At 60.3% G+C, this 19999-nt stretch carries 17 protein-coding genes; 13 read left to right on the forward strand and 4 right to left on the reverse strand.

Annotated features, from left to right (window positions below; genetic code table 11):
• Window positions 1-115: 115 nt before the first annotated feature.
• Window positions 116-1699 carry a phosphoenolpyruvate carboxykinase (ATP) gene (pckA, locus tag K6T64_RS01595; protein WP_288008300.1) on the reverse strand — a complete coding sequence of 528 codons (1584 nt, stop codon included), beginning with the start codon at window positions 1697-1699 and terminating at the stop codon, window positions 116-118.
• 150 nt (window positions 1700-1849) lie between these two features.
• Between pckA and gluQRS the strand changes: the two genes are divergently transcribed.
• Together gluQRS and K6T64_RS01605 are read left to right on the forward strand one after the other, a co-directional pair.
• Window positions 1850-2815 carry a tRNA glutamyl-Q(34) synthetase GluQRS gene (gene gluQRS / locus K6T64_RS01600; protein ID WP_288008368.1) on the forward strand — a complete coding sequence of 322 codons (966 nt, stop codon included), beginning with the start codon at window positions 1850-1852 and terminating at the stop codon, window positions 2813-2815.
• 28 nt (window positions 2816-2843) lie between these two features.
• The gene (locus K6T64_RS01605) at window positions 2844-4559 is read left to right on the forward strand and encodes a thiamine pyrophosphate-binding protein (RefSeq protein WP_288008301.1); all 1716 of its coding nucleotides are present in this window, start codon (window positions 2844-2846) and stop codon (window positions 4557-4559) included.
• Window positions 4560-4635: 76 nt separating this feature from the next.
• On the opposite strand, the gene menB is transcribed toward K6T64_RS01605, so the two are convergent.
• A complete protein-coding gene (gene menB / locus K6T64_RS01610; RefSeq protein WP_288008302.1) occupies window positions 4636-5433 on the reverse strand; it encodes a 1,4-dihydroxy-2-naphthoyl-CoA synthase in 798 nt (265 codons plus the stop codon).
• Between the two features lie 147 nt (window positions 5434-5580).
• Between menB and K6T64_RS01615 the strand changes: the two genes are divergently transcribed.
• From K6T64_RS01615 to K6T64_RS01645, 7 genes are all read left to right on the forward strand, one after another.
• Complete coding sequence (locus tag K6T64_RS01615; protein WP_288008303.1) at window positions 5581-6435, forward strand: IclR family transcriptional regulator; 855 nt, start codon at window positions 5581-5583, stop codon at window positions 6433-6435.
• Window positions 6432-7187, forward strand: a complete 756-nt coding sequence (locus tag K6T64_RS01620) for an SDR family NAD(P)-dependent oxidoreductase (protein ID WP_288008304.1) — start codon at window positions 6432-6434, stop codon at window positions 7185-7187. The genes K6T64_RS01615 and K6T64_RS01620 overlap by 4 nt, the downstream gene beginning before the upstream one ends.
• A gap of 12 nt (window positions 7188-7199) precedes the next feature.
• A complete protein-coding gene (locus tag K6T64_RS01625; protein WP_170086133.1) occupies window positions 7200-8849 on the forward strand; it encodes an AMP-binding protein in 1650 nt (549 codons plus the stop codon).
• A complete protein-coding gene (locus K6T64_RS01630) occupies window positions 8849-10003 on the forward strand; it encodes an acyl-CoA dehydrogenase family protein (RefSeq protein WP_288008305.1) in 1155 nt (384 codons plus the stop codon). Before K6T64_RS01625 ends, K6T64_RS01630 begins: the two co-directional genes overlap by 1 nt.
• A 118-nt stretch (window positions 10004-10121) precedes the next feature.
• Window positions 10122-11264, forward strand: coding sequence for a DUF445 domain-containing protein (locus tag K6T64_RS01635; RefSeq protein ID WP_288008306.1), 1143 nt, complete (start codon window positions 10122-10124; stop codon window positions 11262-11264).
• Window positions 11265-11392: 128 nt separating this feature from the next.
• The gene (locus K6T64_RS01640; RefSeq protein ID WP_288008307.1) at window positions 11393-12934 is read left to right on the forward strand and encodes an S-layer homology domain-containing protein; all 1542 of its coding nucleotides are present in this window, start codon (window positions 11393-11395) and stop codon (window positions 12932-12934) included.
• 91 nt (window positions 12935-13025) lie between these two features.
• Entirely contained in the window at window positions 13026-13709 is a 684-nt protein-coding gene (locus K6T64_RS01645) for a metal-dependent hydrolase (protein WP_288008308.1), read from the forward strand.
• 91 nt (window positions 13710-13800) lie between these two features.
• Here the strand turns inward: K6T64_RS01645 and K6T64_RS01650 are convergent, their stop codons facing one another.
• Window positions 13801-14049, reverse strand: coding sequence for a DUF3243 domain-containing protein (locus K6T64_RS01650; RefSeq protein ID WP_100668356.1), 249 nt, complete (start codon window positions 14047-14049; stop codon window positions 13801-13803).
• Window positions 14050-14243: 194 nt separating this feature from the next.
• Between K6T64_RS01650 and K6T64_RS01655 the strand changes: the two genes are divergently transcribed.
• Window positions 14244-14549: a hypothetical protein gene (locus tag K6T64_RS01655; RefSeq protein ID WP_288008309.1), complete on the forward strand. Its 306-nt coding sequence runs from the start codon at window positions 14244-14246 to the stop codon at window positions 14547-14549.
• Here K6T64_RS01655 and K6T64_RS01660 read toward each other — a convergent pair.
• Window positions 14488-14937 carry an acyl-CoA thioesterase gene (locus K6T64_RS01660; protein WP_353737779.1) on the reverse strand — a complete coding sequence of 150 codons (450 nt, stop codon included), beginning with the start codon at window positions 14935-14937 and terminating at the stop codon, window positions 14488-14490. The two genes, K6T64_RS01655 and K6T64_RS01660, sit on opposite strands and share 62 nt — an antisense overlap.
• A gap of 113 nt (window positions 14938-15050) precedes the next feature.
• On the opposite strand from K6T64_RS01660, the gene K6T64_RS01665 reads away from it, so the two are divergent.
• The 3 genes from K6T64_RS01665 (at window position 15051) to K6T64_RS01675 (ending at window position 19933) form a co-directional block, all read left to right on the forward strand.
• The gene (locus K6T64_RS01665) at window positions 15051-16358 is read left to right on the forward strand and encodes a DRTGG domain-containing protein (RefSeq protein ID WP_100668353.1); all 1308 of its coding nucleotides are present in this window, start codon (window positions 15051-15053) and stop codon (window positions 16356-16358) included.
• 86 nt (window positions 16359-16444) lie between these two features.
• Window positions 16445-19420 carry a DNA polymerase III subunit alpha gene (gene dnaE / locus K6T64_RS01670; protein ID WP_288008310.1) on the forward strand — a complete coding sequence of 992 codons (2976 nt, stop codon included), beginning with the start codon at window positions 16445-16447 and terminating at the stop codon, window positions 19418-19420.
• 18 nt (window positions 19421-19438) lie between these two features.
• Complete coding sequence (locus K6T64_RS01675; RefSeq protein ID WP_100668352.1) at window positions 19439-19933, forward strand: phosphatidylglycerophosphatase A family protein; 495 nt, start codon at window positions 19439-19441, stop codon at window positions 19931-19933.
• The last annotated feature ends 66 nt before the right edge of the window (window positions 19934-19999 follow it).

Consider the following 19999-nt stretch of genomic DNA (forward strand, 5'->3'; position numbering starts at 1 on the left):
AGTGGGCGATCATTTCTAATGGAAAAAATGCGCCGCGGCCTTCATCAAGAGGGTGCGGCGCGTTTTTGTACAACGATGCACAAGCACGTGCAAAATGCCCCCGGGGAAAATCCCCCTATTGTATAGGAGGTGCGGCGGCCAGTACGGCGGCCGGTACCCCATCCATCTTGCGGATGTTCTCCCGGAAATGCCGTGCCAACTCCCGGGCTTTCGCGTCATAGGCCTCGGGGTCTGCCCACGTGTTTTTGGGCAACAGAATCTCCGAGGGCACATCCGGACAGGTCTTGGGCACCGACAGGCCGAAATAGGGTTCCTGGACGTATTCCACCCGGTCCAAGGCGCCCGAAAGCGCCGCGCGCACCATTGCCCGGGTGTAGGCTAGCTTCATCCGGGATCCCACCCCGTAAGGACCGCCGGTCCAACCGGTGTTGACTAAGAACACCCGCACCCCGTGCCGGTCGATTTTCTGCCCCAACATCTCGGCGTACACCGAGGGGCGCAGGGGCAGGAAGGGGGCGCCGAAACAGGTGGAGAAGGTGGCTTCCGGTTCGGTGACTCCGCGTTCGGTCCCGGCCAATTTGCTCGTGTAGCCGGATAAGAAATGAAACATCGCCTGTTCCCGGTTCAACCGGGAGATGGGGGGCAGAACCCCGTAGGCGTCGGCGGTGAGGAAGATCACCGTTTGCGGGTGACCTGCGGTACCCGGGATCCGGGCGTTGGCGATATGGTGCACCGGATACGCGGCCCGGGTGTTCTCGGTGAGATCCCGCCGGTCGTACAACTCCTCCCGGGTGGCGGGATCGAGGACCACGTTCTCCAACACTGCACCGTACCGGATCGCTCCCCAGATCTGGGGCTCCAACTCCCTGGACAAGTCGATGCATTTGGCGTAACAACCGCCCTCGATGTTGAACACGCCGTCCTCGGACCAGCCGTGTTCGTCGTCTCCGATCAACTCTCTCTCCGGATCGGCGGACAAGGTGGTTTTCCCCGTGCCCGAAAGGCCAAAAAAGAGCGCCGTGTCCCCTTCTTGACCGACGTTGGCCGAACAGTGCATGGACAGGACGCCCCGGCGGGGCAAAAGATAATTCATCACGCTAAAAATCGACTTTTTGATCTCGCCGGCGTACTCGGTGCCACAGATGAGGACCAGGCGGTGTTCAAAACTGATGATGATTGCCGCCTCGGAGCGAGTGCCGTCCCGCTCGGGTACCGCTTGAAAGCCCGGAGCGGAAATTACGGTGAACTCCGGTTGATGTCCACTGAGTTCCTCGTTGGAAGGGCGAATAAACAGTTGGTGGGCGAACAGGTTGTGCCACGCCCGCTCGGTGATTACCCGAATGGGCAGGCGGTAGCGCGGGTCCGCGCCCGCGAATCCGTCGAACACATACCGGTTTTTGTCAGTCAAATAATCGGTCACCCGATCGACCAGCTCCTCAAAACGGTCGCGATCGAAGGGCTGGTTGACAGTGCCCCAGTGGATATGGGTTTCACTGCCGGGCTCTCTTACGATAAACTTGTCTTTGGGGGAACGCCCGGTATATTTCCCGGTGGTCGCCGCCAAGGCGCCGGAAGCGGTGAGGACGGCCTCCCCATTTCGCAGGGCTGCCTCGATCAGTTGGGGCACGGCAAGCTGGTGTTGTGCCCCCGGACCTTGGACCAGGCGAAGGAGATTCTTTTCCAGCGTATCCGTTTTCATAGCGCATCCTTTCCCGGAACCAAATGTTGTTCTTATTGTACCGAGGTGGGGATTGGGGCGCAATACTTTTCCCGGATCTTGATATAAGTGACATACGAATTCGACAAAATGTAACATCCTATTTGTCCGTTGGTGGAGATGAGCGCGGTGATGGCTAAGGGGATCCGGGGCCGGTTTGCCCCGAGTCCGACAGGTTTTCTGCACCTGGGCCACGCCTGGGTGGCCCTGCTCAGTTGGCTGCAGGTTCGCGGGTCCGGCGGGAGTTGGGTTCTGCGGGTGGAGGATTTGGATCCCGATCGCAGCCGGGATGTGTACGCGGAGGCGTTGAGGGAGGATCTCACGTGGCTGGGACTCGATCCGGATGAGGGTTTCGGAGTTGGGGGGCTCTATGCTCCTTATCGGCAGAGCGAGCGGGTGGATCGGTATGAAGCTGCGTTTCGGGCGCTGCGGGAACGAGGAGAGGTGTACCCCTGTTTTTGCACCCGCAGTCGCGTCCGGGAAGCGGAGCGGGGGGCAGCCCTGGCGCCCCACGGCCCCCTTAAAGGATGTCCGGGCCGGTGTGCGGAGCGCCCAGAGAGAGAGCGACGGCGCCTCGTGGCGGAGGGGGAGCGGCCCCATTGGCGGTACCGGGTCCGGCGGAGCCGGGATGAGTGGGAGGATGGCTGCCGCGGACATCAGAGCTGGGAGAGGGGCGAGGGAAATTGGGATCCCATCCTTCGCCGGCGGGATGGAACGTTTGGGTATATGCTGGCGGTGGTGGTGGATGACGGGGAAATGCAGATCACCGACGTGCTGCGGGGTGATGACCTGTTGACCGCCACCCCGATCCAGCGGGATCTGTTCGAGACCCTGGGCCTTCCAGTGCCCCGGTACGCCCATGTCCCCCTGCTGGTGGACTCGGCGGGCCGGCGTCTTTCCAAGCGGCACGGGGCGCTGGCCTTGCGGGAGTTGCGCCGTAGCGGGGTGAAGCCGGAGGCGGTGATCGGGCGCTTGGCAGCCTGGGCGGGATGTGTCGAACGGCCGGAGCCCTGTCGACCGGGGGAACTGATCGGCCTGCTGAATTTGGCCAAGGTGGGCCGGCGGTGGCCGGGGAGGATTGTGGTGCAGGAGCGATAGATGAATAGATAGAAGAGAGGGATGGCCGATGCGGGTTGCGGATCTATGGGTCGAACAATGGGCTGCGGCGGGAATCGAGATCGCCTTCGGGATTCCCGGTGTCCACAACATGGCGCTCTTCGATGCACTGAAAAGGGATGGGAGGATCCGCACGGTAATCGCCCGGCACGAACTGGGCGCGGCGTACATGGCAGACGGGTACTATCGGACCACTGGTAAATACGCCCTGGTGCTCCCGATCACGGGCCCCGGGCTGACCAATGCGTTGACCGGCATTGCCGAAGCCGAGGGGGGCTCTTCGGGGATGATCGTCGTGGCCACTTTGCCGCGCTCCCGAGACGTGGGGCAAGGCCGGGGAGCTCTTCACGAGTTGCCCGACCAGAGTGCTCTGGTCGAAGGGTTAGTGAAGTTCTCCCTCACGGTGCCCCGTCCCGAGGAGGCCGCCCGAATGATGCAAGAGGTCCTCGACACGCGATTTGTCGGGCGTGCTGCGCCGCTGTATATCGATATTCCTTATGACTTGCTCGACGCGGAGGTCTCCGAAATCGCCCCGCCAGCCGGGGAGACCGGTGTACCTCGGGCCGGTGTCTCGCCTGAGCCCGATGTTCCGTCTGAAACGGGGAGTGCCGGACCGGACGATCCGCTGTCCCGTGACAATCGCGCAGGAGAGCCTTCCTTTCCCTGGCCCGTCTACTTCGCGGGCGACGGGAACCCGTCCCCTTGGCTGGGACTTCTGGAAGGGAAAGTCCGCTCTTGGAAGCGCCCGGCGGTGGTGGTGGGTCCCGAGGCCGCAGCCGTTGCCCCGCTCTGTCGGGAATTGGTCAGCCGGTGGGGGGTACCGGCTTTGACCACCGTTGCGGCAAAGGGGGTCATCTCCGGAAGTGATCCGTGGTTCGCGGGTACCACTTGGACGCCAGGAGTTGAGAAACTTCTTGCCGGCTGCGATGGGCTCCTGGCCATCGGCACCCGATGGTCCCTGCGGGACTGGCACCGGGAGCAAAGGCCCGGAGCGGAAACGGTGCTGATTACCCCCGATCCCCGGGCAGTGCGACCGGATGCCGCGCTGTCCGCGGTGGTGGCGGGTCCACTCGATGCCGTGCTCCGGAGCCTGCTCGAAGACTTGCCCTGGGAGGAAGCGGCGGCCAGGGACGGCACCCAAGCTCACCGCGCCCATCTGGCCCGGACCGCGGCCGCCGCAGAGGCGGAGCGAGTGGTCCCGGAGTTTGATCTGTGGCTTCGGGCCGTGCGCCACGCCCTCCCTATCGACGCCCTGCTGGCCGTAGACAGTTGTCTGGTGGGTATCGCCATGGCCCGGTATCTGCCTGTGTTAAACCCGGGCGGGTTTCTGTACCCGATGCAGTATTGCTCCCTGGGCTTCGCCGTACCCGTGGCAATAGGGGCGGCGCTGGGCGGCGCGGGGCAGGCGGTAGCGCTCACCGGGGACGGGAGTTTGATGTTCACGCTCCCGGAGTTGGCCACCGCCGTTCAGGAAGACGTTCCCCTACTGGTGGTGGTTTTCAACAACCGGGCTTACGGCTCCGTCAGGGATAATCAGCGAAAGGCCTACGGGCGCACGGCCTATGTGGAACTGCCTGGCCCAAACATGGAACAACTGGCCGGTGCTTTCGGTTTTGCGTATCAAAAAGTGGCGTGGCAAGATCTCCCGGCAAATCTCTGGCGGGCCTTTCCCCTGAGGGATCGCCAGTTGTGGGAGGTGGACGACAGCCCGGTGGATACGTATTGAAGAAGCGGCACGTGCGCTATTTTCCACTCCGGTCCCCGGCGCCGCCCCCCAGGGCGGCATCGCGGTCCCGGGCCCATCAACGGTAAAATTTTCGAAAATCCGGTTTGCGTTTTTCGAGGAAAGCGTTGCGCCCTTCCATCGATTCTTCCGTATCGTAATAAAGTGCCAGGGCACCCATGGCCAATTCGTCGATGCCCTTGATATGGGCGGTGTCGGCATTAAAGGAGGCTTTGAGGATGCGGAGGGCGTAGGGGCTGCGCTCCAGAAGTTCCTGGGCCCAGCGGTCGACCTCTGTCATCAGTTCTTCCTTAGGGACCACTTTGTTGACGAGCCCCATCTGGTAGGCCTCTTGGGCGGAGTAGCGGCGACACAGGTACCAGATCTCCCGGGCCCGCTTTTCCCCGACCACCCGGGCGAGATAGGCCGAGCCGTAGCCCGCGTCAAAGCTTCCCACTTTGGGGCCGACCTGGCCGAAAACTGCGTGTTCCGCGGCGATGGTCAGATCGCAGAGCACGTGGAGGACATGGCCGCCCCCGATGGCATACCCGTTCACCGCGGCGATCACCGGTTTGGGAATATTCCGCATGATCTCGTGCAATCCCATCACATCCAGGCCGATCCCCATGTCCCGGCCCCGGGTGCCGCCGTACCCGCCCTTCTCCCGCACCTTTTGATCTCCTCCCACGCAGAACGCCCGATCCCCGGCCCCGGTGAGGACCACAACCCCCACCTCCTGATCATCCCAAGCATCTTCAAAAGCGGCGATCATTTCCCTCACGGTCACATCGCGAAAGGCGTTGAGTACTTCCGGTCGATTGATCGTAATCTTGGCAACACCTTGGTGTTTTTCGTAGAGAATGTCTTGGAATTCCACGGGATGCCCCACCTTTCTAGAAATGTGAGAAAAGGCTTGTCAAACCGGACAGTTCCATTATAATATGAACTTGTAGATTTCACAATAGAACCACTGTTTCACCCGCGAAACGATTGTCAACAAGAATGCTGGAAGGGATTGTGAGGAGTGGATTATCGGGTACCGTCGGTGGACGCGGGAATGAAGATTCTGCATCTGTTGAGTCGGTACAAGCACCGCAACAGCACCCTTGCGCACATCACCCAGGAGCTTGGAATCAGCAAAGCGACGGTCTTTCGCATCCTTAAAACGTTTCAGTCGTGGCAGGTGGTGCGTTACGACGACAAGACCAAAACCTATTCACTCGGTATTCAAATGGTGTTGCTCGGGGAGCGGGCCAAGGAGTTTCTCGACTATTTGACCGTCGCCCGGACATTTCTCCGCCGGGCGGCAGAAGATACGGGGTTTACCTGCGTCCTGGTTCAACGCGTGAAGCCGGATACTCTGGCCTACGTGGCAAAAGAGGAAGCGCCGGGAAATTTTCGCGTCACCGTGTCCCTGGGAAGGCGGTTTCCCATCACCAGTGCGGCTTTCGGAAAGTGTTTTCTCAGCCACATTCCGTGGGAGGAGGTGGAGGATCTTGTCCATCGGTACGGGATCGAGCGGTTTACCGAACGCACGGTCACCGACCTCGCCTCCCTGCGGGGGCAATTGGATCAATTCCGCGCCCAAGGCTACGCAGTCAGTTATGGCGAGCACACCCCTGGTTTCCACAGCGTGGCCGCTCCGGTATTCGTTGGCAAAGGCACCATCGCCTTTGTCCTGGCCGTGATCGGGAATTCGGTGGCGCTGCCCGATGACGTGATGAAGGAGGTGGGGAGGCGGCTCCGGGCCATTTCCGCGGACCTCAGCGAGGCGTTGGACAAACTTGGGGTACCGGTGTCCTTGTTTGCAGTTTCGGAGGATGAGGGAGCGGGATCGCAACCCCGCAGGTCGGAACAAAGTGTGGAGGTGCGGGAATGAAAAGGCTGGAACAAAAAGTGGCCATTGTCACCGGGTCCGCCCGGGGAATCGGCCGGGGAATCGTAGAAAAATTCGCATCTGAAGGAGCCCGGGTGGTGGTGGCGGACATCCTGGAGGACGCAGCCCGGGAGACGGCTGAAGCCCTCAAGGTACGGGGAGCCGAGGCCATCGCGGTTCCTGTGGACGTCACATCCAAAGAGTCTGTGGACGAGATGGTGGAGCAAACGGTGAGGCATTTTAGTCGGGTGGACATTCTCGTGAACAACGCGGGATGGGATAAGGTGGAGCCGTTTATCGACAATGACGTCGCCGTATGGGACCGCATCATCCGGATCAACCTGTACGGGACGCTTTTTGGCTGCAAAGCGGTCCTGCCGCACATGATTGAACAGGGGTATGGAAAGATCGTCAACATCGGTTCGGACGCCGGGCGGGTGGGCTCCACCGGGGAAGCGGTGTATTCCGCCACCAAAGGCGGCGTGATCGCTTTTACGAAGACGTTGGCCCGGGAGATGGCCCGACACCATATCAATGTGAACTGCGTGAGTCCGGGTCCGGCGGATACACCGCTTTTTGCCGAAGTGGGGTCGTACAATCCAAAAATCCGGGACGCCTTGATCCGGGCGATTCCTTTCCGCCGACTGGCTCTTCCCGAGGATCTGGCCAATGCCGTGGCGTTTCTGGCATCGGACGAAGCGGCCTATATCACCGGTCAGACCCTCAGCGTCAGTGGTGGACTGACCATGTGTTAGGGGGCGATGGGGATGGGGTTCGAAACGCTGTTGACCCGGGAACAGATTGAACGGTACACCCGGGAAGGGTACTGGGGAAGCAAAGTGATCACCGATTTCCTGGATGAGGCGGCGGAGAAGACGCCGGACAAGCTTGCGGCGGTGGATGGGCGGTCCCGGTACACGTACCGGGAGCTGCGCCAACTGGTCGACCGGTGCGCCCTGGGGTTCTTGGAACTCGGGGTGCGCCCGGGAGACGTGGTGTCATTTCAATTGCCCAATTGGAACGAATGGGTCATCGCGCATTTTGCGGCGACCCGGATCGGCGCGATTAGCAACCCCCTCGTGCCGATCTACCGGGACCGGGAAATCCGCTTTATGTTGGGGTTGGCTGAACCGAAAATCATGGTGATCCCCGATAGATTTCGAAATTTTTCATATCCGGAAATGATGGAGCGCCTCCGGCCGTCCATGCCGTTCCTTCGGCACATCTTGGTGGTCGGGGACGAGGTGCCGCTGGGCCAAGAGTCGTGGAAAACCTTTATGGAGACGAAATGGGAGAAAATCCGAGATCCCGGGGAGTTGGCAGCCTTGCGCCCGGACGCCAACGAGGTGACGGAACTGATCTTTACGTCCGGAACAACAGGGGAGCCCAAAGGGGTGTTGCACACCCATAATACGGTCATTTCCACAGACGTTCTCACGGCCAGATTGCTGAATTTTGACGCAGACACCGTGATCCACATGGCCTCGACCTTCGCCCACCAGACCGGTTTTCTGTATGGTCCCCGACTTGTGACCTACCTGGGGAGCACGGGGATCTACCAAGATATTTGGAATGTGGAGAGATTTGTAGAAATGGTCGAGGAGTTTGGGATTCACATGACCATGGGGGCGACGCCCTTTCTTCATGATCTGGTCAGGGCCCCCAATCTCGATCAACATGACCTGAGTTCCTTGCGGGTTTTCATCTGCGCGGGTGCGCCGATCCCCCGGCCCCTCTTGCGCGAGGCGCGCAAGCGATTGCCTGGAGTGGCGGTGCTCGGCGGTTGGGGGCAGACGGAAGACGCCTTGGTGACGTTGAGCCGGATGGGCGACTCCGAGGAAAAGATTACTTCCACCGACGGCCTCCCCGTTCCGGGGATGGAGGTGCGGGTGGTGGACGGGTCCGGACGCCTTCTGCCGCCTGGGCAACCGGGGCGGCTCCAATGCAAAGGACCCTTTCTGTTCGTGGGTTATGCGAAACGCCTGGAAATGACCCGGGCCAGCTTTGATGGGGAATGGTTTGACACCGGGGATTTTGCGGTCATCGATGAGGAGGGTTATGTGAGCATCGAGGGGCGGGCCAAAGATATTATCATCCGGGGCGGGGAGAATATCCCGGTAACTTATGTGGAAAATGTGCTTCACGAGCACCCGGATATTGAGCAGGTGGCCATTGTGGCGATGCCCGATCCCCACCTCCAGGAGCGGGCTTGTGCCTTTGTGATTCTTAAGTCCGGGGCGACCTTGACCTTGGCAGATCTGCAGCAGTTTTTGCAGGAGAAAGGGGTGGCCAAGCCCTATTGGCCCGAACGGGTGGAGGTGGTAGATGAATTCCCCAGGACAGCCAGCGGGAAGATCCAAAAATTCAAGCTCCGAGAGGAAATCGCCCGACAATTACAACGTGAAGGAGAACAATGATGCTCGACTTTTCCTTTTCGACTGAACAGGAGACGATGCGGCGGTTGTTTCGGGATTTTGCCGAATCGGTGTTGTTGCCCCGGTACCGGGAATGGGATGCCAAAGAGGAATTCCCCTGGGAGCAGTGGAATCGAATGGCCGAGATTGGTTTAACGGGGATGACGATCTCTGAACAATACGGCGGGGCCGGGATGGGGTACGTGGAAGCCGGCATTGCGGCGGAGGAGGTGGGGCGGGGGGATTTTAACTGTGCCTACGCGGTGATCCTGAACGGGCTTGTGGGGGAGATCCTCGAGCGCCACGGAGGGGACCGGGTAAAGAAGGAATTTCTCCTGCCCATGGCCAAGGGGGAAAAACTCATCGCCCTTGCCCTTACAGAACCCGGAGCGGGCTCGGATGCCGCCGCCATCAAGACCACGGCGGTACGGAAAGGAGATCATTATATCATCGCCGGGGAAAAGTCCGGGATCAGTTTGGCGACGGTGGCCCACGCGGCCGTAGTCTTTGCCAAGACCGATCCGGAACAGCGCTCCAGGGGTGTGACCGCCTTCCTGGTCCCCTTGGACGCGCCGGGCGTGGCCCGTTCGGCTTACCAGGATATGGGTAACCGACCCATCGGCCGGGGATCGCTTTTTTTCGATCGGGTCGAAATCCCGCTGGAGTACCGGGTGGGGGATGAAGGCCAGGGGTTTTATGGGGTGATGAACGGATTCGACTTCAGTCGAGTGCTCATTGCTCTGCAGTGTATCGGAGCGGCGGAGAAGACCCTGGAAGAAACGGTGGAGTACGTCAGACAACGACAAGCTTTCGGAAAGCCGTTGGCCGCCTTTGAGGGTGTATCATTCCCCATCGCCGAGCACCACGCCAAGCTGGAGATGGCCCGCTGGTACGGTTATAGGGCCCTGTGGCTTCGGGACCAGAACATGCCGCACACCACCGAGGCGGCGGCATGCAAGTGGCTCGGCCCCAAGCTTGCGGCGGAGGCCATCCACGATTGTCTGTTGCTTCACGGACATTACGGTTACACCCGGGATCTGCCTATTGAGCAGCGCCTCCGGGATGTGATCGGTTTGGAGATCGGCGATGGCACCGCTCACACCCAGAAGATCGTGATCGGCCGGGGGGTGATCGGCCGGGAGTTCCGGCCGTACTGAGGATCAACGAGGCCATCGGGCCCCCGGTGTCCGGGTCCGGTGTTGGACCCTCGTCGTTAAGCCTTCCATCGTGTACAATCAAATCGATGGTCAACTCAGGAATGCGGAGTGGAGCCCATTGCACCTTTTCCAAGTGGTCTTGTCGGTGGTCACCGGGGCGTTTATCGGTCTGGTGACCAATGGTTTGGCGATTGCGATGTTGTTTCGTCCGTGGCACCCGTGGCGAATCGGAAGATGGCGGGTGCCGCTGACTCCCGGACTGATTCCCCGGCGTCGGGAGGAGATCGCCCATCGGTTGGGCGAGATTGTCCAAGAACATCTTCTTCCGGTGGACAGCGTGCAAAAGGCCTTGCGGACGATGGATATGGAAGGTGCGTTTCGCAAGGCGTTGGATCACCTGGCCGCATGGGTAGAGGCGGAGGGGCTGGTCCGACTGGCGAATGGGGTCGCGGATTGGGCGGAGGGGTGCCGATCCGTCGGCCGTCGGGACGCCCCGGAGGAATCGGAAACGAGACAAGCCGTATTCCCGGGTGTGGAACGGGGCGGGGTTTCCCGGGACTTATTCGCCCGTTTTGTCCCCGGCCTTGTCCGGCGGTTGGCGGACAGTGTAGAAGGGGCGGAGCTGATCCGGGAACTCATCGGCCGGGGTCTCGAGTTCGCCGCGGCTGCCACTCAGGAGCTCAAAGTGCGCCGGGGGCTTGCGGAGGAAATCCAGCGCTGGTTGCAGCACCAAGGGTGGCTCGGCCGTTTGGCCGGCGCCCTGAGTGCCGAGGATCGGGTGGCCGAAGAGTTGCTCCGGGCTTTGCGGGATTGGCTGACCGCTCCGGGTACCGCCGGGGCTGTGGAAGGCTGGGTCGTGAAGGAGTTGTTGCCGGGTGTGGCAGGTCTTTTGGAACAGCGGCCGAGTGGCGCGGCCCCCCGTTTGATCCGGGAAGTCGTCTGTGAGCAGTTGGCCGACCGAGAGTGGGTGGAAGCCCAGCTGGGCGAGGTGTGGCGGTGGGTTGACAAGAGGCGCGATCGGTGGGAACCCCGGCTGCGCACCTGGATTTTGACACGCGTGGATATCCTCCTTCCCCACCTGTGGCGCCGTGTCCCCCTGGCGCGAATGGTTGAAGAGCAGGTGAATCGATTCCCCCTCCCCGAACTCGAGCGGCTCATCCTGGATGTGGCCCGGAAGGAACTCGCGATGATCACATGGATGGGGGCGGTGCTGGGCGGCCTCGTTGGCTTTGCTCAGGCAGCGGTGGCTACCCTTGGATGATCGAAGAGACCGGACACCGCATGGAATATTGAGGATTCCCATAAAAAATATGGGCGGTTGCCCACTCAGTTCCTGAAGCTAGCATTCTCTCACCCTGGTAGGATGAAAGAGTCAGGGGGTGAGAAAATGTGAGGGAGAAGGTGAGGCGCATCGCCCTGGAGCTGGCGGCGGTGGTGCTGGCCGTTGCGGCGATTTTCACAGGCGGTGCTGTGGCTCCGGCTTCGGCGGGCCCCGGCAGCCCGGTGTCTCTCGTGTATCTGTCGGGCTTCAGTCGAGAGGCGCGACTGGGGCTTCTGGACCGGATCGCCGGGAACGCGGATGTGGTGTCTCCAGATTTCTTCCAAATTCAACCGGACGGAAGTTTGGGGAATTACGTGGACGATGGGCTGGTGCAAGCGGCCCATGATCGCGGACTTGAAGTGGTGCCTTTTATCGGAAACGATTGGAACCGGGAGGCCGGGCGAAAAGCTTTGGCGAACGGGCCCGCCCTGGCGGCCCAAATCGCCGGGATTGTGAGCGGGCGGAACCTAGATGGGGTCATCGTCGATCTGGAGAATCTGACGGTTGCAGACCGGGGTGCCTTGACAGCCTTTGTTCAGGCCCTTCGCAACGATCTCCCCCCGTCAAAACAATTGGCGGCAACGGTGCCGGCCATTCAGGGGCCGGTCCAGTCCGGATGGGTCGCAGCCTATGACAACCAAGCGCTTGCAGCTTTATGTGACTACATCACCGTCATGACCTACGACGAGAGGGTTCAGGGCGATCCCCCGGGTCCCGTGGCCGGTGATCCTTGGGTGGAACAGTCGATCCAATACATGTTGACCCAGATTCCCAGGGACAAATTCCTGCTCGGAGTTCCCCTGTACGGTAGGCGGTGGGTGAATGGCTGGGGCGGCGATTCGATTTCTTATCCTGCCATCTCCCGGTTGGTCTCCCAGATCGGGGGCGAACCCAATTACGATCCGGTGCAGAAAACCATGCATTACGGGTATTCTTCCGGTGCAGGGTGGGTGGACATTTATTACGACAATCGAACGACCATCGCCGCCAAATTGTCTTTGGTGGCGAAATACGGCCTCAGAGGCGGATTTGCCTGGAGCTTGGGCCAAGAAGACCCTTCGGTATGGGGGATTTTCAGGCGCGCCATGAGCGGAGGGCCATTTCCCGATATTTTCAATATTGATGCTGAACCTGCGATTCTAAAATTGTGGGAAAAAGGTTGGGTTCATGGTGATTCGGACGGCTTGTTCCATCCGAACCGTGCGGTGAGCCGAGCGGAAGCCACAGCCATGTTGGTCAACGCCCTGCGCCCGGCCCCGGCGTGGTTCGCCGGGTTTTCAGATGTTCCCCGGGGCCACTGGGCCTATGATGTGATCGGCAGAGCTCAGGCAGCGGGTTGGGTACACGGCGTTGGGGGCGGGAGGTTTGAACCGGATCGAGCGGTGACCCGGGCGGAGGGCGCGGCCATGATCGCCAAGACCCTGGGGCTATCTGCGTCCGGTGAAAGCGGGTTTCCCGACCTGAAGGGATCCTGGGCCGAGGGTTCCGTGGCTGCCCTTCGAGCGAAAGGCATTATCGCCGGTTTTCCGGACGGTCTGTTTCATCCAGATCAACCCTTAACCCGGGGCGACATGGCGGTGATGGTGGCGCGGGCGATGGGACTTCTTTAAAAAATCGCGTTATAATGAAGAAGGGTCTCGATTCCCGCCTACATACATCCGCCGGCAGGGCGAAGTCCGGCGGGCCAAGAGGGGTGATCCGATGAAACTGGTCTATCACGGGCATGCGTGTTTTGAGGTGGAGGCCGACGGAAAGCGGGTGATCATCGACCCATTCCTTTCCGGCAGCCCGGTCAGCAAGATCAAGCCTGAAGATGTACAGGTCGATGCGGTGCTGTTGACCCACGGACACGGGGATCATCTCGGGGACGCCATCGCCATCGCGAAACGATTGAATATCCCGATCATCGCTCCCTTTGAACTGGCGGCGTATTGTGCAAAAAAAGGCGCCCAAGTCCACGGGATGCATTTGGGCGGATCCCACCAGTTCGACTTTGGAAAAGTGAAGCTAACCCTGGCATTTCATGGGGCTGGCATTGAAGACGAGGATGGCGTGCACGAAGGCGGCAACCCTTGCGGTTATTTGGTGACGATGGGCGGAAGAACGTTTTATCACGCCGGGGATACGGCGCTGTTCGGAGATATGAAGCTGATCGGGGATCGCCACACCATCGACGCGGCGGCTTTGCCCATTGGCGACAATTTTACAATGGGCCCCGAAGACGCATTATACGCTGTGGAACTGCTCCGCCCCCGGACGGTGATCCCCATGCATTACAATACTTTCCCCCTCATCGCCCAGGATGTGCAGGCTTTTGCCTCGGCGGTGCGAGGGAAAGGGTTTACCTGCCAGGTGCTCGAGGTGGAAGGCAGCCTCGAAATCTGACGGCAGGTACAAACAGCGGTCAGGCCCGAGATCTGGCGGAAGGCCCTTCACCCCGCGGTGAAGGGCCTTTCAACCTCTCGGTCATGCATTGTCAGCTTTTGTTGACCAAGTTGACCATGATCCGGGCAAGCGCCTGTTGGTCCTGCTCGGAACTCACTTTCCACATCTCCTGCAGAAGGCGCTCCTGTTTGTTTTGGGGATCCACCTGCCGAGCCAGGAAGTCCCCCATTCGATAAGCGATCTGCTGGATCTGCTCGGTGCTCATCCCGGCCGCCTGCGCTTGATCAACCCGGTCGCCGAGGAAGTTCTTCCACTGCTCAAAGTTCTCGAGAACGTGCACGTGTCTGCGCCCCCTTCGGCGTAAGGTTGGGTGTTTGCCCAGCGTTATTGTGGCCGCGGTGGGGCCCCTCTATGCGGCCCCCATTTTACCCGGCCCATCGGTTGCGCCCGCCAGTGGTGCTCCGGGCGGACCGGTGGCTTTTCGCATATCGGATTGGACGGGTGCATAGCCTTGTACCAAAAGGAGGGGTCAACGTGCGGCCGAAAACCTTCTTTTGGACCTTTGTGGGTCTGGTTTGTGCAGGGGTACTTTTGATCTACGGTCTGCCCCGGTTGCCCCAGCCGGATTCTCCCCAGGCGGCCACTTTTGCCGCCGCGTGGATGGCCCTTGCCCTCGTGGCCTTGGGCAGTTTTTTGTACCGATTGATGGAGGTGGACCGGGAGCGAAGGGCGCCGGACCGAGTGCCCTTGGCCGTTCGCCGGGCGGCGTCTCGGCAGATCACCCAGCTTTCCCGGCGGGATCCTGCGGACCCCCGGAAGATTCACCGGGATTATATGTAGGAAAGTACCGGGCGAGTTCGTCGGGAAGCGGGCGGGATCGCCGGGTGGCGACGTCTATGCAAACGCTGGTGACTTCGGCATCGGCTGCCACTTCTCCCCGTTCATTGAGGATCTCCTGCTTCAGGACGAAGCTCGTTCGTCCCCGGCGCAATGGTTTGGTCCAAATCGTCAGGTGGTCACCTTGACGACATTCCCGGCGATAGTTAATGTTGATGTTCACCGTTACCGTTTGGATCCCCATGGCCAAAAATCGGTCGTAGGGAAGATCAGCTCGTTCGTACCATTCCTCCCGCCCCCACTCCATATACTCGAGATATTTGGCATTGTTGACATGCCCATTCACATCGATCTCCGTCGAGCGGACGATGATTTCTAGAGAAACTTGCACCTTTGTCGTCTCCTTTCCCTGTTGGAGGTTGTCGTGTTCACGATCCATACTGGTCAGCAACGCCCGTTTCACAGTATAATACGCTTAGAAATGGCCGGTCACGGAGGCGGGTTATGGCGACCAAACACGAACTCATTTTACAACATATTGAGGATTTGGCCGTGGGAAGTAAGATCTCCGTCCGGCAGATTGCCAAGATGATGGACGTCAGTGAAGGAACGGCGTATCGGGCGATCAAAGAGGCGGAGATGCGGGGGATCGTCAGCACCATCGAGCGCGTGGGCACGGTCCGGATCGAAAAGCAGCAAAAGAAGAATATCGAGCGCTTGACCTTTGCGGAAGTGGTCAATATCGTGGATGGTACGGTCCTCGCGGGCCGCGGTGGGCTGCACAAAACGCTGACGAAGTTTGTCATTGGCGCCATGGAGATCGACGCGATGCTGCGCTATATCGACAAGGATTGCCTGCTCATCGTCGGCAACCGGGAAGAAGCGCACCGGGCTTCCCTGGAGCACGGGGCGGCGGTGTTGATTACCGGAGGATTCGATACCAACGACGAGGTGAAGGAGCTGGCGGATCGGCGGGAATTGCCGCTGATCTCTTCGGCCTACGATACCTTCACCATTGCGACGTTGATCAATCGCGCCATTTATGACCGGCTGATCAAGAAAGAGATCGTCCTGGTTGAAGATCTGATCGGGGATACCAAGCCGGTCAGCATCTCCCTGTCCGCCCGGGCCGGGGACTATCGGGCTTTGGTGAACCTGACGGGGCACAGCCGATTTCCGGTGGTGGATCCGCAGTTCCGGGTCGTGGGGATGCTCACGTCCAAAGACGTTACCGGGGAGCCAGACGAAGCCCCGGTGGAACGGTTGATGTCGAAGAATCCCATCACGGTGACACCCAAGACGTCGGTGGCCTCGGCGGCTCATATCATGGTGTGGGAAGGTATCGAGCTGTTGCCCGTGGTTGAAAATCGCCGGCTGATGGGAGTGATCAGCCGTCAAGATGTGATCAAGGCGCTGCAGTACATGCAAAAGCAGCCCCAGGTCGGCCAGACCATCGAGGATATCATCCTCAGCCAATTTAAAGAAGAAAAAGGCCCTGATCGCACCGTATGGTTGGTCGGGGATATTACCCCCCAGATGAGCAATCGGCTCGGCGGTGTGTCCACAGGGGTGTTGATGACCCTCATCGCCGAAGCCGGGTCCAGTGCCATCCGCCGTAGTCGGCACTCGGACATGGTGGTCGAGAATGTCTCCATCTATTTCCTCAAACCGATCCAGATTGACAGCACCTTGTCGGTGAAGGCCGCGGCGATTGACATGGGCCGGAAATTTGGCAAAGCCGACGTAGAGCTCTATCATAATGGGGAATTGGTCGGAAAGGCCTTGTTTACCGCCCAGGTGCTGGAACGGTAAAGCGGGGTACGCCGCCGGTGGCTGAGGCGGCCTTTTTTGTCCCCGAGGCTTGGAGGTGTAGGGATACGGGTCAAGAAGGCACCTTTGTGCATCTTCATGTTCATAGCGCGTATTCTTTGCTTCGGGGTGTTTGCCGCCTGGAAGCCTTGATCCAACGGGTCGTGGCAGAAGGGATGCCTGGGGTCGCCATCACCGATTGGGCGAATTTGTACGCGGCGATTCGGTTCGTTCGATTGGCCAAGGAGGCGGGGATCCGGCCGATCCTGGGAGCCCAGATTCCCCTGGTGGAAGAAAGCCCTCAGAGGCCGTCGAGAGGGGATCCGCCGGCCGTGGTTCTTTTGGCCGAGTCGGAAGAGGGTTTTCGAGGGCTGATTCGCCTGGTGAGCCTGGCTCATGACGGACCGGAGGTGGGGGTGTCCTGGGAGGCGGTGAAAGCGCACGCCCCCGGTCTGTTTTTGCTTTCCGGCGGCGCAGAGGGCCCGGTGGATGCGGCTTTGGCCCGGGGCGATACGGAAAGGGCCCGGGACTGGCTGCGGCGGTTTGTCGAAGTGTTCGGGCCAAACCGGGCGTGGCTGGAAGTGCAGGACGACGGAAGTGAAAGGGGGCGTTTGAGCCACTACCGGTTGGTTTCTCTCGGGGAAGAGTACGGACTCCTGCCGGTCGCCACGGCGGACGTGCATTACATCGACCCCGAGGACGCGCCCCTGGCCCGGGTGGTGCAAGCCCTCCGGCAAGGGGATGACGGGGCCCCGCCACCCTCCCCTTCCCCTCGGTGGTTTGCCTCTTCCGCCGAGATGCGGGCACGGTTTGCACACCTCCCCCAGGCCGTGAACGCCGCTTTGGAGATTGCAGAGCGGTGCCGGGTGGAGTTGCCTCTGGGCCGGGTGTTGCTGCCTTCTTTTGACGTGCCGGGAGGGGAGAGCCCGGATGGATACCTCCGGCGGTTATGTCAGGAGGGCCTCCGACAGCGGGTGGGCGATCCCATACCCACTTCGTACCGGGACCGATTGGAGCACGAGCTCAGCGTCATCGCCCGGATGGGATTTGCGAGCTATTTTCTGATCGTGTGGGATTTTATTCGGTACAGTCGGGAACGCGGCATTGCCACCGGCCCCGGGCGGGGATCGGCAGCGGGAAGTTTGGTGGCGTACGCCCTGGGGATTACCGGGGTGGATCCCGTGCGCCACCACCTGTTGTTCGAGCGCTTCTTGAACCCGGAGCGGGTGAGCATGCCCGATATCGACATCGATTTTGAAGATGAACGCCGTTTTGAAGTCATTGATTACGTGGCCCAAAAATACGGCCAGGATCGGGTCGCCCAGATTATTACCTTCGGAACCATGGCGGCCCGGGCGGCCATTCGGGACGCCGGTCGGGTGACCGGTCTCCCACCGGCTTTGGTGGACCGGGTGGCGAAACTCGTGCCGGCTTCCTTGGGAATCACGTTGGACCAAGCTTTGGTGGAGGAACCCCGACTTCGGGCGTTGAAGGATGAGAATGAGCAGGTCCGGACGTTGCTGACGGTGGCTAAGGGACTGGAAGGGTTGCCCCGTCACACGTCGACCCACGCCGCCGGGGTTGTGATTGCCCCTTCGGCCTTGACCGATATCGTCCCGGTGCAGCGCACCCCGGAGGGAGGGTTGATTACCCAGTACGACATGGCTTCCCTTGAAGCCGTGGGGTTATTGAAAATGGATTTCCTGGGGTTGCGCACCCTTTCGATCATTGAGCACACCCGGGAGTTGGCGGGGGAGCGCCTGGGGCATGCTGTGGAAATCGACGAGGAGTACACCGATCCGAAAACCTATGAACTTCTGGGCCGGGGCGATACGGACGGGTGTTTTCAGCTCGAGTCTTCCGGGGTGAAACATGTTTTGCGGGACTTGCAGCCGAACTGTTTTGAAGACATCGTGGCGGTGATCTCCTTGTACCGCCCGGGGCCGATGGAAAATATCAGCCGATACATCGACGCCAAGCACGGTCGGGTGCCGATCCACTATCCCCACCCGGATTTGGAACCGATTCTCCGAGATACCTACGGAATTGTGGTGTATCAGGAGCAGATCATGCAGATCGCCTCGCGGATGGCGGGATTCACGCTCGGCCAGGCCGATGTTCTCCGCCGGGCGGTGGGCAAGAAGAAAAGAGAGGTTTTAGAACAACAGCGCGCGGCTTTTGTGGCCGGATGCCTTAGGCAGGGACATCCCAGGGATTTGGCCGAGGAACTGTACGACCTCATCGTGCGTTTTGCCGATTATGGGTTCAACCGCTCCCACGCGGTTGCATACGCTGTGTTATCCTGGCGCACCGCGTATCTCAAGGCGCACTACCCCGCGGAGTTTTTCGCTTCCCTGCTGTCCGCTGCCATGGCTTCGGCCGATAAGGTGGCCCAATACGTGGAAGAGGCTTTTCAGCGGGGCATCGAGGTATTGCCCCCTTCGGTGCAAACCAGCGGGGCGGGGTTTACGGTGAGGGAAGATGGCAAGATCCGTTTCGCCTTGGGAGCGATTAAACATGTGGGCCAAGCTGCGGTCCAGGCGGTGCTGGGCGCCCGGAGGGCGGGGCCGTTTCACTCTTTCGAGGATTTTCTGTCCCGGGTGGATCACCGGGCGTGCCATCGACGGACGGTGGAGGCGCTGATTCGAGCCGGTGCTTTCGATGAACTGGGTGAGAACCGGGATGAATTGCTCGGCCGCTTAGAGCGGGAGAGTCACTGGGGCGGGGGCGGTGCCCAGTTGACGTTTTTTGGCGAGGAGAGCCCCGGACGCCGGGCGAGTTCGGAGAATGAACAGGAGAAAATTCGGCATGAAAAAGAGTTGATGGGGCTGACGTTCACCGGAGCCCGGGTCTACATCCGAGTGAAGCGGGGTGGGCCGGAGACGCTGAAGCAACTGGGGCAGGTGTTGGCCCGGCATCCCGGGAGCTGGCGGGTTCGCCTGGTTCGTTCCAGCCGGGACGTCCGGGAACTCGGAGACAGGTGGCGGGTGCAACCCGGTCCCGGACTGACATCGGATGTGGAAGCGTTGCTGGGAGAGAGTTCCATCGTGTATCATTTGACCTAGTTGGGAGGAGGGGCGTTTATGGCGCCTTCAATGGTGGAATTGTTGGCTCGGCGGGGGGTACAAATCCAAGATATCGCCGAGATCGTGCTCATGCTTCAAAAACCGTTTCACCCGAAGTTGACTTTGGAAGAGTGCGTGGAAAGTGTGCTCACGGTGTTGGAGAAGCGGGAGGTGCAGCACGCCCTTTACACGGGAATTGCTTTGGACGAATTGGCGGAGAAGAAGCTGCTGCCAGAGCCTTTGCAGTCGATTATGGAAAGAGATGAGCCCCTGTACGGCGTGGATGAGATTATGGCATTAGCCATTACCAACGTTTACGGGTCGATCGGATTGACCAGCTTCGGGTACCTTGATAAAGAGAAAACGGGCATTCTGGCGAAATTAAACGAAAAGGGCCCGGCGATTCATACGTTTCTCGATGATCTGGTGGCCGGCCTGGCGGCGGCGGCCTCGGCGCGAATCGCCCACGATAAGGCTCCGGCGGATTATTGGGAATCCGGGTCGGTCCAATAAACGGCATTGCTTCACCCGATCTTCACAAAAAATGCATGACCGGATGATTTCAATTTGGTATAATGC

It is taken from the genome of Kyrpidia sp. (assembly GCF_023512215.1).
GTDB lineage: Bacteria > Bacillota > Bacilli > Kyrpidiales > Kyrpidiaceae > Kyrpidia > Kyrpidia spormannii.